This window comes from Bacillus swezeyi, from assembly GCF_030908325.1.
GTDB classification, from domain to species: Bacteria; Bacillota; Bacilli; order Bacillales; family Bacillaceae; genus Bacillus; species Bacillus swezeyi.
Genome location: NZ_CP133085.1, coordinates 1,176,671 through 1,190,919 on the forward strand (window position 1 = coordinate 1,176,671; position 14,249 = coordinate 1,190,919).

At 44.4% G+C, this 14,249-nt stretch carries 16 protein-coding genes and 1 pseudogene; 8 read left to right on the forward strand and 9 right to left on the reverse strand.

Annotation, left to right across the window (positions count from 1 at the left end; all coding sequences use genetic code 11):
- Positions 1–44: 44 nt before the first annotated feature.
- Together RBH91_RS05595 and RBH91_RS05600 are read right to left on the reverse strand one after the other, a co-directional pair.
- Positions 45–1,364: a hemolysin family protein gene (locus RBH91_RS05595; protein WP_307893756.1), complete on the reverse strand. Its 1,320-nt coding sequence runs from the start codon at positions 1,362–1,364 to the stop codon at positions 45–47.
- A gap of 60 nt (positions 1,365–1,424) precedes the next feature.
- Positions 1,425–1,850, reverse strand: coding sequence for a Cu(I)-responsive transcriptional regulator (locus RBH91_RS05600; RefSeq protein ID WP_307893757.1), 426 nt, complete (start codon positions 1,848–1,850; stop codon positions 1,425–1,427).
- Between the two features lie 312 nt (positions 1,851–2,162).
- Here RBH91_RS05600 and RBH91_RS05605 point away from each other — a divergent pair, with 312 nt between their 5' ends.
- The 4 genes from RBH91_RS05605 to RBH91_RS05620 all read left to right on the forward strand — a co-directional run bounded on the left by RBH91_RS05605 (position 2,163) and on the right by RBH91_RS05620 (position 5,206).
- A complete protein-coding gene (locus tag RBH91_RS05605; protein ID WP_307893758.1) occupies positions 2,163–3,536 on the forward strand; it encodes a hemolysin family protein in 1,374 nt (457 codons plus the stop codon).
- A gap of 112 nt (positions 3,537–3,648) precedes the next feature.
- Positions 3,649–4,047 carry a transcriptional regulator gene (locus RBH91_RS05610; RefSeq protein WP_076761614.1) on the forward strand — a complete coding sequence of 133 codons (399 nt, stop codon included), beginning with the start codon at positions 3,649–3,651 and terminating at the stop codon, positions 4,045–4,047.
- Positions 4,048–4,278: 231 nt separating this feature from the next.
- Entirely contained in the window at positions 4,279–4,566 is a 288-nt protein-coding gene (locus RBH91_RS05615) for a hypothetical protein (protein WP_307893759.1), read from the forward strand.
- Positions 4,529–5,206, forward strand: coding sequence for an N-acetylmuramoyl-L-alanine amidase family protein (locus RBH91_RS05620; RefSeq protein ID WP_307893760.1), 678 nt, complete (start codon positions 4,529–4,531; stop codon positions 5,204–5,206). The genes RBH91_RS05615 and RBH91_RS05620 overlap by 38 nt, the downstream gene beginning before the upstream one ends.
- 206 nt (positions 5,207–5,412) lie before the next feature.
- Here RBH91_RS05620 and RBH91_RS05625 read toward each other — a convergent pair.
- From RBH91_RS05625 to RBH91_RS05640, 4 genes and pseudogenes are all read right to left on the reverse strand, one after another.
- Positions 5,413–5,702, reverse strand: a pseudogene (locus RBH91_RS05625) (DUF817 family protein); the annotation flags it as partial.
- A complete protein-coding gene (crcB, locus tag RBH91_RS05630; RefSeq protein WP_076761620.1) occupies positions 5,695–6,045 on the reverse strand; it encodes a fluoride efflux transporter CrcB in 351 nt (116 codons plus the stop codon). The gene crcB and the pseudogene RBH91_RS05625, both read right to left, overlap by 8 nt.
- Positions 6,042–6,443, reverse strand: a complete 402-nt coding sequence (locus RBH91_RS05635; RefSeq protein WP_307893761.1) for a fluoride efflux transporter FluC — start codon at positions 6,441–6,443, stop codon at positions 6,042–6,044. The genes crcB and RBH91_RS05635 overlap by 4 nt, the downstream gene beginning before the upstream one ends.
- Positions 6,440–7,162: a glycerophosphodiester phosphodiesterase gene (locus RBH91_RS05640; RefSeq protein WP_307894677.1), complete on the reverse strand. Its 723-nt coding sequence runs from the start codon at positions 7,160–7,162 to the stop codon at positions 6,440–6,442. The genes RBH91_RS05635 and RBH91_RS05640 overlap by 4 nt, the downstream gene beginning before the upstream one ends.
- A gap of 206 nt (positions 7,163–7,368) precedes the next feature.
- On the opposite strand from RBH91_RS05640, the gene RBH91_RS05645 reads away from it, so the two are divergent.
- From RBH91_RS05645 to RBH91_RS05655, 3 genes are all read left to right on the forward strand, one after another.
- Entirely contained in the window at positions 7,369–7,476 is a 108-nt protein-coding gene (locus RBH91_RS05645; RefSeq protein ID WP_094777330.1) for a YhdX family protein, read from the forward strand.
- Positions 7,477–7,920: 444 nt separating this feature from the next.
- A complete protein-coding gene (locus RBH91_RS05650; RefSeq protein ID WP_076761624.1) occupies positions 7,921–8,997 on the forward strand; it encodes a mechanosensitive ion channel family protein in 1,077 nt (358 codons plus the stop codon).
- A gap of 33 nt (positions 8,998–9,030) precedes the next feature.
- A complete protein-coding gene (locus RBH91_RS05655; protein WP_307893762.1) occupies positions 9,031–9,780 on the forward strand; it encodes an NAD-dependent protein deacylase in 750 nt (249 codons plus the stop codon).
- A 51-nt stretch (positions 9,781–9,831) separates the two neighbouring features.
- On the opposite strand, the gene RBH91_RS05660 is transcribed toward RBH91_RS05655, so the two are convergent.
- Both RBH91_RS05660 and RBH91_RS05665 read right to left on the reverse strand, forming a co-directional pair.
- The gene (locus RBH91_RS05660; RefSeq protein ID WP_307893763.1) at positions 9,832–10,326 is read right to left on the reverse strand and encodes a GNAT family N-acetyltransferase; all 495 of its coding nucleotides are present in this window, start codon (positions 10,324–10,326) and stop codon (positions 9,832–9,834) included.
- Positions 10,327–10,482: 156 nt separating this feature from the next.
- Positions 10,483–11,382 carry a polysaccharide deacetylase family protein gene (locus RBH91_RS05665; RefSeq protein WP_307893764.1) on the reverse strand — a complete coding sequence of 300 codons (900 nt, stop codon included), beginning with the start codon at positions 11,380–11,382 and terminating at the stop codon, positions 10,483–10,485.
- 285 nt (positions 11,383–11,667) lie between these two features.
- Here RBH91_RS05665 and dat point away from each other — a divergent pair, with 285 nt between their 5' ends.
- Positions 11,668–12,519 carry a D-amino-acid transaminase gene (dat, locus tag RBH91_RS05670; protein ID WP_307893765.1) on the forward strand — a complete coding sequence of 284 codons (852 nt, stop codon included), beginning with the start codon at positions 11,668–11,670 and terminating at the stop codon, positions 12,517–12,519.
- A 209-nt stretch (positions 12,520–12,728) separates the two neighbouring features.
- Here dat and nhaC read toward each other — a convergent pair whose 3' ends face one another.
- Positions 12,729–14,093, reverse strand: a complete 1,365-nt coding sequence (gene nhaC, locus RBH91_RS05675) for a Na+/H+ antiporter NhaC (protein ID WP_307893766.1) — start codon at positions 14,091–14,093, stop codon at positions 12,729–12,731.
- Between the last annotated feature and the right edge of the window lie 156 nt (positions 14,094–14,249).

Sequence of the window (14,249 nt, forward strand, 5' to 3'; positions counted from 1 at the left end):
GGATACAAAATGAATTGTATCCTCGAAGGTTGTTCATTCAATTGTTATTCCGCTTCCTCAAGCAGTTCTTCATCCGCTTTTTTAACCTCTACATATGAGACGTGATGGCCGTCGATTTCATTAATCCTAAATTCAAATCCCTGTTCTGAGATCATATCGCCCTTTTGGACATCATATTTTTGCGTCAGGAACCATCCGCCGATCGTGTCAACTTCTTCATTGTCCAGCTGGATGCCGAGCAAATCGTTGACTTGGTTGACCAGCACTTTGCCGTCAAGAATGTAGTGGCCTTCGTCAATTTTGCGAATTTCATTGATTTCATCAATATCAAATTCATCGCGGATTTCACCGACGATTTCTTCAATAATATCCTCAACCGTAACAAGACCCGCCGTTCCGCCGTACTCATCGGAAAGAATGGCCATGTGGACGCGTTCTTTCTGCATTTTGAGAAGCAGATCGTGAACTGGCACGGTTTCGATCACATGGATGATCGGGTTGATAAACTGTTCAATCGTGTCTTCTTTGGAGCATTCTCCGCTGATGCAGGCCGTCAGAATTTCCTTGACATTGACGACGCCGATGATATTGTCTTTATCGCCGTCCTCAACGGGATAGCGCGTGTAGCCTTCGGCTTTCGTAATGTCGATCATATCCTTGATTTTCATATCATGTGGAAAGCTGACGACTTCTGTTCTCGGGATCATGATTTCCTTGGCAAGACGGTCATCGAATTCAAAAATTTTGTTTACATATTTGAATTCAGATTGATTGATTTCGCCGCTTTTATAGCTTTCTGACAGAATGATCCGCAGCTCTTCCTCAGAGTGTGCCATTTCGTTTTCAGAAACTGGTTCAACGCCAAACGATTTCGTCAAAAGCCTTGCTGATCCGTTCAGCGCCCAAATGAATGGAAACATGATGCGGTAAAACCAGATCAGAGGCTTTGCGAATAGAAAGGAAATGGTTTCCGCCTTTTGGATCGCAAGTGTTTTCGGAGCAAGCTCTCCGACAACGACATGCAGAAACGTAATGAAGCTGAATGCGATCACAACTGAAACGATGTGTGAAACAGAGCTTGGAATGTTCCACTGAACAAATAGCGGCTCAAGCAGCCGGGCGACAGTAGGCTCTCCAAGCCATCCAAGTCCCAGAGCCGTCAGGGTGATGCCGAGCTGACAGGCCGATAAATATTCGTCTAAATGTGTGATCACTTTCTTGACCGAAACCGCTGTTTTGTTTCCTTCGGTAACCAGCTGATCGACCCGTGAGCTTCTGATTCTGATAATCGCAAACTCAGACGCTACGAAAAATGCTGTTAAAGCAATTAAAACAGCAACAAAAATCAAATTAACTATTTCCAATTAGGACCTTCACTCTAACGTGAGAATGAAGGTAACACCTCCTGTTTAGTAAAAGATTAACTAAAGCAGCAGCATAAATGACTGGATGACCGTCATTTTATCAGGAGAAAGGCGGTTTTTGAGAATCTTCCGTTCATCGGGATTCAGCCGTTCCAATCTATTTATGATCACGGATATATGATCATTGACATGATCAATCTCCGTTGTCAGGCTTCCAATTTCATCATCGTTCACAACTGAAGAGGGAAACTGGTTTTCCAGCCGCAATTTGATGTCGGACAGAGCCAATCTCTGCTGCTTGCAGTCTGTAATAAACTTCAGCCGTTTAAGAGCGGCTTCATCGTAGTACCGATAGTTTGAACATGATCTGATAGGCGTTAAAAGCCCGAGATTTGTGTAATAATCAACAGTTCGTTTTGTAACGCCCGCTGCAGCTGCTAATTCGCCGATACGATATTTCTCTGCCCCATCTGCATCCCTCCTCAACCATCACGTTATAGTTATAAAACATTTTAATATATTAGAAGCTGTTTATACAAGTTAATTGATCAAAAAAAGGCGTGAAATTGATGCGGAAACCTTCATTTTTCTAAATATTCGAGGAAATATTGTCAGATTTAAAGTTTAGACATTTGACTGACTCTTTTTTAATAAAGTAAGATAATAGTATATATTGGCTTGGAGGTGGTTTGATGGGGCCCTCTGCATAGTCACTCATACAGAACACACATCAGCCTTATTACGGGAATTTGAATTCATCAGGAGGTGACTCCTTATCCTGTAGAGGGATAAGGCTAAATGGACGATATTGTTAGTCTGATTATCATCGGCGTTCTGATTGCTTTGACTGCTTTTTTCGTAGCATCAGAATTTGCGATTGTCAGAGTAAGAAGCTCACGTATTGATCAGCTTATAGCAGAAGGAAATAAAAAGGCAGTTCGCGCAAAGCAAGTGATATCGGATTTAGATGAATACTTGTCAGCTTGTCAGCTCGGCATTACGATTACAGCGCTGGGATTGGGCTGGATGGGTGAGCCTGCAGTCAGAAAAGTTCTGCATCCGCTCTTTGAAAGCCTGCATGTTTCAGACTCTGTCTCACATGCGCTGTCAATTGCGATTGCTTTTTCTGTGATTACATTCCTGAACGTCGTGGTTGGAGAACTTGCCCCTAAAACCATCGCGATACAAAAAGCTGAACAGATGACACTGTGGCTGGCGGGACCGCTGCATTTTTTCAATGTTGTCATGTTCCCTTTCATATGGGTGTTAAACGCCTCAGCCCGAGTGTTGACCGGAATATTCGGTTTGAAGCCTGCTTCGGAAAAGGATGAATCCCATTCAGAAGAAGAGCTGAGAATTCTGTTATCAGAAAGCTATAAAAGCGGAGAGATTAATCCGTCTGAATATAGATACGTCAATAAAATTTTTGAATTTGACAACCGGATCGCCAAAGAAATCATGGTGCCTCGTACAGAAATCGCCTCGGTTCCTGCGGATATGCCGATCGATGAGGCGCTTACCGTGATGCTGAAGGAAAAATATACGCGCTGGCCAGTCTATAAAGGCGATAAGGATCATGTGATCGGCATGATCAATACGAAACAGCTGTTTACGGATATGCTGCTCATGTCAGAAGCGGAAAAAAAGCGGCTTTCTCTTGAAGCATATATCCGTCCGGTCATCGAAGTCATTGAAACCGTTCCTGTACAAAAGCTCCTGATCAAAATGCAGCGGGAACGGATTCATATGGCGATCTTAACGGATGAATACGGAGGAACCTCAGGTCTTGTAACGACTGAAGACATTCTCGAAGAAATCGTCGGAGACATCAGGGACGAATTTGATGAAGACGAAAAACCCCTCATTCAGAAGATTTCCGATCATGAGTACATCATGGACGGAAAGGCGAGAATTGATCAGGTGAATGAACTGTTTGAGGATGATATTGAAGAAGAGGAAGTCGAAACGGTCGGCGGACTCGTTCTGAAAGAAAATATAGATATCGCCGAAGGCCAGGCGGTTCATGTCGGCTCCTATACGATAACGGTTCTTGAGATGGAAGGCCGGCTGATTAAGCACGTTGAGGTCAAACAAGAACAAACGACTGAACATGTGGAGCTGGCGCCGGCAAATCCGATTGTCGTAAACGAAATCACCTTGAGCGAAAAATAGTTCAAGGTGTTTTTTGTGTTGTTAAGAAAAAAGACCATAAGTCAAATGGCATTTGAACAGGAATGTATGTTCGTATATAATGGGAACAAATGTTCTGTTTGGAGGGATGCAATTGCTTTGGTATGAAACCATTTCTGGGGACGAGAAGAAAACATACATTAAGCGGATCGAGTTTCATTTGAGAAATTGGAAAAATTACAAAGCGGCGGTATTAAATCTGGAGAGGAGGATGGATAAGGAAGAACAGAGCGGATTGGTGAAAGAGACGGACGTGCATTATCAAATTGATGCGGAAAAAAGACTCTATCAATTTTTGCTGGACTCCATGGAGACAGCTTTGGCTGAATTGGACGAGATTGAGCGGACGCTTGTTGAATATCGGTATATTCAAAATTGGAGCATGGGGAAATGCGCAATAGAAATCGGCTATAGTGAAAAAACATTGTTTTTATTAAAAAAAACGCTGCTCGATAAGCTGCTTGTCAGTTTGGCAGCGATCACGAATATTTAGCACAGCGCCTTTGGGACTTGTTTTCAGGAACGGAGACAAGTCCTTTTTGCATTTGCACCAAGCTTCCTTCCGTTTTTCTTCAGTTTCCTGACAGGATGATGACAGGGAGGACGAGCGGTTTCCTTTTATGATGAAGACAACCTTTTATTCAGCAAGGGGGCTGATCAAGATGTGACGCAGTAAACAGAGGTATTTGCTTGGACAAACGGCTGAAAAGGGAGGGGAAAGAATATGGACATTTCTGAAATCGGACTCGTTCCGCTGATTACAGGTTTGGTGCATACGGTAAAGCTTCTGGGCGTTCAGAAACGATTTCTCCCCGTCTATGCAGTGGTTTTCGGCATCTGTATTTCTTTGTTTTTGACATCGGGAAACTGGAAGGAAGACATGATGATCGGAACGTGGCTAGGATTGTCATCAGTCGGTTTTTATTCAGGTTCAAAAAACATCTTAAAACCATTAAACAAGGAGGAAATCGAACATGAAGATTTATTTGGATCCGGGACACGGCGGGAGTGATCCGGGAGCAGCAGGAAACGGCCTGCAGGAAAAAAACGTCACATTGGCCATTGCACTGAGGATCAATGATATCCTTTTAAAGGAGTATGCCAATGCCGAAACAAGGCTGAGCAGGATGACGGACAAAACAGTCTCGCTTCAGGAACGCACGGATGATGCCAATTCGTGGGGCGCGAATTTGTTTGTTTCCATTCATACAAACGCTTTTGACGGGACAGCCTACGGGTATGAAGACTACATTTACAGCGGCTTGTCCGATGAGTCTGTGACCGCTCTTTATCAAAGAATCATTCATCAAGAAGTGATCAAACTTAACGGACTCCGGGACAGAGGGATGAAAAAAGCGAACTTTCATGTCCTTCGGGAAACCGCCATGCCTGCCATTTTAACTGAGAACGGATTTATTGACCATGCCGGCGATTCGGCAAAAATGAAAAGCGCCGCCTGGATTGAACAGACTGCAAGGGGGCATGTCAACGGGATTGCCGTCTGTCTGGGTCTTACGAAAAATGACACTTCATTATATAAGGTGACGATGGACGGAGGACAAATTGGGGCATATCAAGAAAAAGACGATGTTTTGAACGTGATATCTTCAAACTGGGACAGCTTTCAGACGGCAGAGATTGTAAAAGGATAACGAAAAAAATCAGGAATCCATTTTGAAAAAAGCGAGATCAAAATGGATTCTTTTTTTGAACCTGTTTTTTCGGACCGCTTTCTTAAAACGGCCTTTAAGTCCTTTGCCTGCTTGAAGCAGCTCATCTTCGCGCGATTGTCTTTTAAATGCTTCAGCATTGCAACGATCATAAAGCTGACAATCACAAGAAGAGCCAGGAGCTGACAGCCGCTGTACAAAGGGACGCCGAACAGCTTGGTGGCTGGCCTCCTCAGGGTAGCTCCACGATCCCATATGTACTTTATAAAGCTCTAGTGCCAGGCCGATGAGGTGGAAAACCCCAATCACTTTCACTTCATCCAAAGATTCAAGCTTGAATGCTATCATGAATATTTGCATCAATAACAGATCGGGGCATAAAAGGCACTTCAACCGCTTTTGTTATGGCAAGAGCAAGAAAAATGACAACCGGAAACAGACAAGCTTTTGCTTGTTCAAAACCAAATCGATCAAACAATGCTCCCCGCCCAAAATCCACCGATGCAGCAAACCATTGTCAGCAATATGTATGCTGCTGATGCCTTTAGACGTTTTGCCGACAAAAGCTCAACAGCTTCGATGCTGAAGGTGGAAAATGTTGTGAACCCGCCGAAAAATCCCGTTCCCACGACGATTGAGAGTACTTGATTGTCAATTCCAAGGCTGACAAATAGGCCGAGGGCGAAAGAGCCGAGAATGTTGATCAGCATAATGCTGACCGGTATACGCGGATGGGGAAGCCTCGACATGATGATATTGCCGAGCCAAAACCTCAGAACAGACCCGATTCCTCCCGCGATCATAAAACCAGCTGCCATCATGATTCAAAACGCTCCTTTTCTTTTCCTGCTGCTCTGCTGATCCGTTTTCCAAAGACAATTCCTAACAAAGCGAAGCATATCCCGCCGGCAAGGGAAGCCGCCAAGTACAAGACTCCGGTTTGCGGTACAGAGGATTGAAGGATCAGGGCGGTTTCCTTGGAAAACGCAGACATTGTCGTATACCCTCCGCAAAAACCGGTACCTAAACATAGCTGAACGAGCGGTTTTTTTGCCCTGAACGAAAAAAAGCCTGTCAGCAGACCGAGAAGCAAGCTCCCCGAGATATTTTCGACAAAAGTCGCCCAGGGAAAAAAACCGCTGTCTGTATTCAAGTTTAAGACATAACGAAGAAGGGAGCCGAGTGCTCCTCCTAAAAAAACGGCAACATACGATTTCATGTTTTTCCTTCTTTCTTGAAATAATCCGGATAATCGGTAATGAGTCCGTCAATTTTCCAGCTTTCAAGACGGCGGCCTGTTTTTGGCCCGTTGACCGTCCATGCAAAAGCTTTTAAATCATAGCTGTGAATCGATTCGATCAGGAAAGAGCTGAGCATCGTATGTTTGACGCTGACATAGCCCGCAAATGACGCAATATGCCGAAGTCTGCTGCGCGGCACCATTCCAAATCTCGGCTTGATCAAAACAGCGGATGGAATTGAAGGATACAGCTTGTGAAGCGTCATCATTGCGCCGGCATCAAAGGATTGGACGATCGTATTCATGGAGACGCCGAACCGGCTGATCAGCTTCCCGATCGCTTGTTCAATTCCCGGCTGTGTTTTGGAAGACTTGATTTCAATGAGCAGTCCCGTTTTTTTGTGATACTTCTGAAGAACGTCTTCAAGAGCTGGGATTTGTTCACCTTGAAACTCGGGGCCGAACCAGCTTCCCGCATCAAGCTTTTCAAGCTCGCTCATCGTAAACTGCCGAACAAAGCCCGCGCCGTCTGTCGTTCTGTCGATCTTGTCATCATGAATGACCGCAAGCTTTCCGTCCTTTGTTAATTGTACATCAAGCTCAATAAAGTCAGCTCCAAGCTCTCTTGCTTTATCAAAAGCGGCAAACGTATTTTCCGGGGCGTAAGCTGAAGCTCCGCGATGGGCGATGATATGCAAAGATGTCAGCTCCTCTTCATAAAATCTTTCCATATCTAGGATACCTGAAGAGGTGATGCAAGTAAATCACCAGTCCCGAAATATTCAAAAACAGAACAGAGCAAAAAAACACGCGATGGAAACAACAAAGCTCGTCAAAATTAGTGCGAAAGCATCATTTGTTCAATATTTCAGATATTTTATAATGGACAAAAGGAGGCGAGATGATGGGTAAAGGGAGAATGAAAGTGGAAGAACGGATTAAGATCGAAACCGATGCTGAAATGTTTAAAGCAACTCTCCTTGATCAAACACAGTCTCAAAAGAAAAAATAGCGGTGTTGGCCCGAAATGTCTCTTGGATACAAACTCAACCGATCAAACTCCGGATGATGCATTCCGGAGTTTTTTGTTGAAAGCTAAAAAAAGAGACTAAAGTGCGAATCCTATATCAATAGAATAGGGAGGCAGCAGGTGTTGAATACTACCGTCATTCAGTTTGCCAAAGTGGCTGAGAAATAAGATTTTGTCGCCAGCCCGAAAAGTGGCCATTTTTTTTTCTGTCCCATCTGCCTGTGAAAAGGCGAATGGCCCTGGACATCGGGTGCGGTTCTGGATGACTGGTTTTCTGAGCTGTCCAATTGCTTCGATGAAGTCATTGTTTGGGAAAAGCAAATCGATTAAGCTTTCAGGATTGAGCTGCTGCGCAATAAAATGAGAAATTTTTCGAAGCATCTAGTATAATAGATGGTTGATGAGCTTTAATAAGGAGAGAAAGCAATGTTTACAAAATATATGACAATGGAATTTGCTGCAGAAATCGGAATCAGCATCGGCATCCTGCTTTTATTTTTCTTGCTTAGAAAAATATTTACGAAATACTTGTTCAACCTGATTCTGAAATTGACGAATAAAACAAAAACGGATTTTTTCAGTCAGGTGGCGCGGGCGTTTGAAAAACCCGCAAGATGGTTTTTTGCTATACTCGGTATTTATTTGGCCATTATTTACTCCCCGTTTTTCGATACCCACATGGCCATCGTCCATAAGCTGTACAGAGTGTCCGTCATCATCATCATTGTCAGCGGACTCTACAATTTAACGGCATCATCATCGGTATTATTCTATAAAATCAATAAGCGGCTTGAACTTGACATGGACGACATTCTCGCGCCGTTTTTGTCAAAAATTCTCCGCTTTATCATCGTCGCGCTCGGTATCAGCGTCATTGCCGGTGAGTTCGATTATGATGTGAACGGTTTTGTTGCCGGCCTCGGGCTCGGGGGATTTGCTTTCGCACTTGCGGCAAAAGATACCGTCGGGAACTTTTTCGGGGGAATTGTGATCATCATGGAGAAGCCTTTTACAATAGGAGATTGGATTGAAACGAACATCGTCATCGGAACGGTCGAGGATATTTCGTTCAGAAGCACGAGAGTTCGTACGGCGGGAGAGGCGCTTGTAACTGTTCCCAACTCTGTGCTTGCCAATGAAGCGATTATGAACTGGACGAAAATGCGGAAGCGCCAGGTCACGTTCTCACTCGATATCGATCCGTCAACACCGCGGGAAAAGGTCGAAAGATGTGTGGAGCGGTTTAAAGAAATGCTGCGGTCGCATGAGCAGGTGAACCAAGATGTCATTATGGTTAATCTAGAAGTATTGCAGGATACGCATTTGAGCATCTTTTTCAACTACTATACCAATACAACGGTGTGGGCTGAAAATTTAGACGTCAGACAGGACGTGAACTACAAAATCCTCGACATTATGAAAGAAGAAGAGGTGGATTTTGTATCGCCTGGACACAGTCTCTTTGAATTGAAGAAAATGACGGATCAGCAAAACAATGCCTAGAAAGATCGTCTTGAGAAAGGGGGAGGGCGCCGAATGCAGGGAGAAACCGGGAAGTTTTTGGAGATGATCGAAAGCGCCAGGCGCATTACCGTGTTAACGGGCGCCGGAATGAGCACGGAATCCGGCATTCCCGATTTTCGCTCAGCCGGCGGAATATGGACGGAAGATATGTCGAGAATGGAAGCGATGAGCCTCGATTATTTCGAGCGTTTTCCAAAGCTTTTTTGGCCAAAGTTTAAAGAGCTTTTTCAAATCAAGATGACAGGCTCGTTTCAGCCGAATGCAGGGCATCTATATTTAGCCGATCTTGAGCGGCAGGGGAAAGAAGTCAGGGTGTTCACGCAAAATATTGACGGGCTTCATAACAAGGCGGGCAGCCGCCATGTATATGAACTGCACGGCTCCATTCAAACGGCCGCGTGCCCTAAATGCGGGACGCGCTATGGGCTGGACCATATTTTGCAAGCTGAAGTTCCCAGATGCTGCCGTGTGAATGAAAAGGGCAGAGAGTGCGGCCTTATTTTAAAGACCGATGTCGTTTTGTTCGGCGACGCTGTTCAGCATTTCGATACTCTTTTTGAGAGTCTTGATCAATCTGACCTGCTTTTAGTGATCGGCACCTCGCTTGAAGTGGCGCCTGTCAGATTTATCCCTGAGGAAGCGCACGCGATTCCCGGACTAAAGAAAATGATGATCAATCTGGATGAAACACCTTATGATCATTTGTTTGACCTTGTGATCCATCATAAAATCGCTGAGTTTGCCAAATTAATAAACGGTTAAGAGGCGTTCCCGCCGGGAACGCCTTCACTATGATCTCTCCCGGCAGCTTTGTCATAGATATTGATAATAAAAAACGGTAGCATCCAGTTCGCCGTTAGCCGACTCAGCATAGGCGGGAATTCGTCCAGCTTCCCTAAATCCGAGTGACGTATAAAGAAGATTTGAAGGATCGCCTTCTCTCGTATCAAGAACAAGCAGTGATCTGCTTGCTTGTTTCGCTCTTTGCAATGCTTGTTGCATTAATAGACGAGCGATGCCTTGCCGTCTGAAGGCAGGGGCAGTCATTAATTTACAGATTTCAGCTCTGTGGCGGCCATTCGGTTTCGTACACAGAGCAATCTGAACACTTCCGGCAATTTCATCGTTCTGTCTGGCTATCAGTAAAATGACGCTGGGTGATAAGGCCGTTTGCCAATATTCTTTTGCCTGCGCCTGGTCAAGCGGCGGCAAAAAACCGATAGATGCCCCGTCATTCACCACTTCAACGAGAAGACCCGCCAATTGATCAATTTCTTCTGTGATCGATTTTACTTCTTCAATCTGCATCTCAAAACACCCCATTTTATCAACTTATCTGTTTAATATAGCCGAGGCTCTTTTTTTGGCAACAAGTGTGTCAGATTTTATGACGGATATGATGATGATCAAGTCTTTCTTTTATTAAAAAAATCCCCTTAAAAAGGGGATCAGTATGGCAATTTGCTATTCGTGAACAGGTGTCATCGATTCATCAAGTGTTTCGAATGAATAACCCATGTTTTTTAAATTTGTGATCAATAGCGGCAATGACTGAACAGTTGAAGGAATATCATGCATCAAGATCACTATCGGCTGTTTCGACTGCCGTTTTTCGATCGTATTCAGCTGGTTCATGACTTCCGGAACAAACTTTTGACTCCTGTATTTCCAGTCAAGGCTGTCGATATTCCAGTCCCAATAAGTAAACCCGTTTTTCTTCAGAACATTCTTTTGAGCATCGGTAAGCGACGGTTTGCTTCCGTATGGCGTTCTGATCAGATGGGTTTCAACCCCGGTAATCGACTTCAGCGTTTTTTGAGCCTGCTTCATTTCCAAGTTAGGAGAATTGGCGTCTTTATAAAATTTCTTCTGGTCATGGGTCACCCCATGAAGTCCAAGTGCATGGCCCTGCTGCTTCATATTGAGAACGGCTTGTCTGTGAACCTTCATGTTTGGCTCAAGCATGAAAAACGTTGCCTTGACATCATGTTCTGATAAGATCTGCAATAGCCTTTGGCTGACCGCTGAAGGGCCGTCATCAAAAGTCAGATAAATCGTTTTTTCATTCTTTTTTTCTTCCGCTGCTTTTTTCTTTTCTTTTTCCTGCTCGCGTTTTGCGATCTCCTGTTTTGTGCTCAGGTGATCAAGAAGCTGTCCTTGCGTTGCCTTTTTAAGCGGGATGCTGTCTCCTTCATGCCGCATTTGACTGTTTTCGGACATTGTCAGCTCTTTTTTGTCAGGGGTGTCAGAGGACTGTGACAAATCCCAAACGTAGAGAAGGATCAGACACAAAATGACAAAACATGCTGTTTTCGTCAACAGATAAGCTACAGATGGAGATGTTTTTTTTGAAACTTGGCGCATGTCACTCTCTCCGTATCATTTTTCGATTCCATTATGTAATAGAAAGCGAGTCTCATAAAATAATGGATCACAATTTTTAAGTATACAGGATTGGAAGGAAGATGGGTACCGGGTGTAGTGAAAAATATATCAAATTTTTAGAGAAAATGCTGAAACTTAGAAGAAGAGGTTTTTTATCCGTCAGCGGGAAAGTTTTTGGAAATCTTGCACTATTTTGAACGATACCGACATGTTAGAATGGAATGGAGAAAATCGAGAAACCATAAAAAACAAGGGGATGGAGAAATGAAGGTTCTTTTTAACGGCCGGCTGATTGAACGGAGCGAATGTGCTGTTGATATCGAAGACAGAGGATATCAATTTGGAGACGGTGTCTATGAAGTCATCCGCATTTACAATGGGAGCTTTTATACGCTTAATGAACACATTGCCCGTTTTTTCAAAAGCGCAGCCGAAATCGGCATTGATCTGCCGTTTTCAGAAGCTGAGCTTAAGGGAGAGCTAAAAGAGCTTATTGAAGCCAATCAGGTTCAAGACGGAGGGCTCTACCTTCAAGCGACAAGAGGAAAGGCGCCGAGAAAGCATCAATATGAAGCAGGGCTCACTCCTCAAGTGACCGCTTATACGTTTCCGATTCAAAAACCTGAAAAAGACCAGCAACACGGCGTTTCCGTAATCACAGCAGATGATCTGCGCTGGCTGAGATGCGATATTAAAAGCCTGAATCTGCTGTACAACGTCATGATCAAACAAAAAGCAAGCGAAGCTTCCTCGTTTGAGGCGATTTTGATTCGTGACGGCGTCGTGACGGAAGGGACATCTTCAAACGTTTATGCCGTCAAACAAAACGTCATTTACACTCACCCCGCGACAAATCTCATTTTAAACGGCATCACACGGATGAAATTGCTCAAGCTGTTTGCGAAAAACGGCTGGCAGCATAAAGAAAAAGCCATTACAAAAGACGAACTGCTGAGTGCGGATGAAGTGTTTATTTCATCAACAACAGCCGAAGTGATTCCGGTCACGGTGATCGACGGACAGAAAGTCGGAACAGGAACGCCGGGCCCGCTTACAAAAGAAGTACAAACAGCAATGCAAAACAGCATTTTGTCAGAAACGGCAAAGCCTGTTTAATAAAGAAAAGCGCCGTCTCCAGCAGAGAACGGCGCTTTCAGCGTGTCGACAAACCCTCGCATTCTTTTGGGAAAAGGAACGGCGGCAATCGCTCAGGCGTCCTGTCTGAACGCCGCTGTCATCACATCCTGTGAAAGTCTGCTTTCACAGACTGCGAGGATTTTCACTGACGCTGGGGCAAAATCCTAAAACGGTTTAAAGTTTTAGGATTATGATTGTTTGCGAAATCCGAACAATATTGAAAAGATCGGCGATAGATATAGGAAGAAAACGAACGGCAAATATTCAATCACAGGGACCCCGAGCGCACTTGACATAAACGCGCCGCTGACACCCCACGGAATCATCGGATTGATCAATGTCCCCCCGTCTTCAAGCGACCTTGACAAATGTTTTCGTTCAATTCCAAGTCTATCATACAGCTTTTTAAACGATTGGCCGGGAATCAAAATCGATAAATATTGCTCTCCGGTCAGCAAGTTCATGCCCATGCTTGACGCAACGGTTGAGAAAACAAGGCGCCCTTTTGAACGAATGCCTTTGATCACACCTTCAAGAAGGCTTGTAATCAGTCCTGTCTTTTCCATCAGACCGCCGAGCGCAAACGCGATGATGATCAGGGAAACGGAGCCCATCATCGATTGAAGGCCGCCGCGGTTCAAAATGTTTGCAACCGCTTCGCTTTCGGCTGAAAAAACCGGCCCATTCTGCATGGCTGATAAAAAAGATGAAAAGCTGGCATCAGGCTGTATAAACGCTGCGAGAATTCCCGCTGATACGATTCCTGCTGCAAGGGACGGAATCACGGGAATTCTTCTTACGGCAAGCACGATGACCAAGAGAGGCGACAAAAGAGTCAGCATGTTGATATTGACTATGTTTTCAATCCCGCTGACAATAGTTTGAATGTTTTCCGTTGATGCCGATGCAACGGTTAAAGAACGCCCCATGAAAAAGAAGAGCAGGATGGTGATGAATAGAGCGGGAATCGTGGTTCCCATCATATGCCTGATATGCTTGAAAATCGGCAGTTCTCCAACCCCTGCGGCAAAGTTTGTCGTATCTGACAACGGCGACATTTTATCACCAAAGCAGGCGCCGCAAATCACAGCCCCCGCGACCCATGTGAGGGGAATTCCCGCTGCTTGGGCTACGCCGATTAGAGCCACTCCGATCGTGCTGACTGTTGTAAAGCTTGAACCGACCAGCGAACTGATAATCAGGCAGCTGAATAAAGCCGTCAAGAGCAGGGCTTGAGGTTCGATCATCTTCAAAGCATAAACCGTAACCGTCGGAATCGCTCCGCTGTATTCCCAAACCCCGATTAATATGCCGATTAAAGAAAGAACAATAATCGGCTGAACACCATTCCGAATTCCTGAGACGATGCCGCTTTCAAGCTCTTTCCAGCTATACCCTTTAAACGCGCCGACGACCGCCAAAAAGCCGACGCACATCAATAATGGCAAATGCGGCTCTGCGTGAAAAATAAACAGGCACGTAAAAATAATCGCTAAGATAACTAAAAATAATAAAGCCGATATAGAAAACGATAAGCGTTTTTCTTTTGACAAATCATACACCTCATTGGAAAAAAATATCATTCTTTAATACGTTTATGCTTTTGTGCGTAAACGTATTATAACAGAAAAATAGAAGATATACTTAAATTAAAATATTTCAAACATTTTTCAGTTGTAGGCCCATCCTTTTGAAAGCGCTGACTTCTT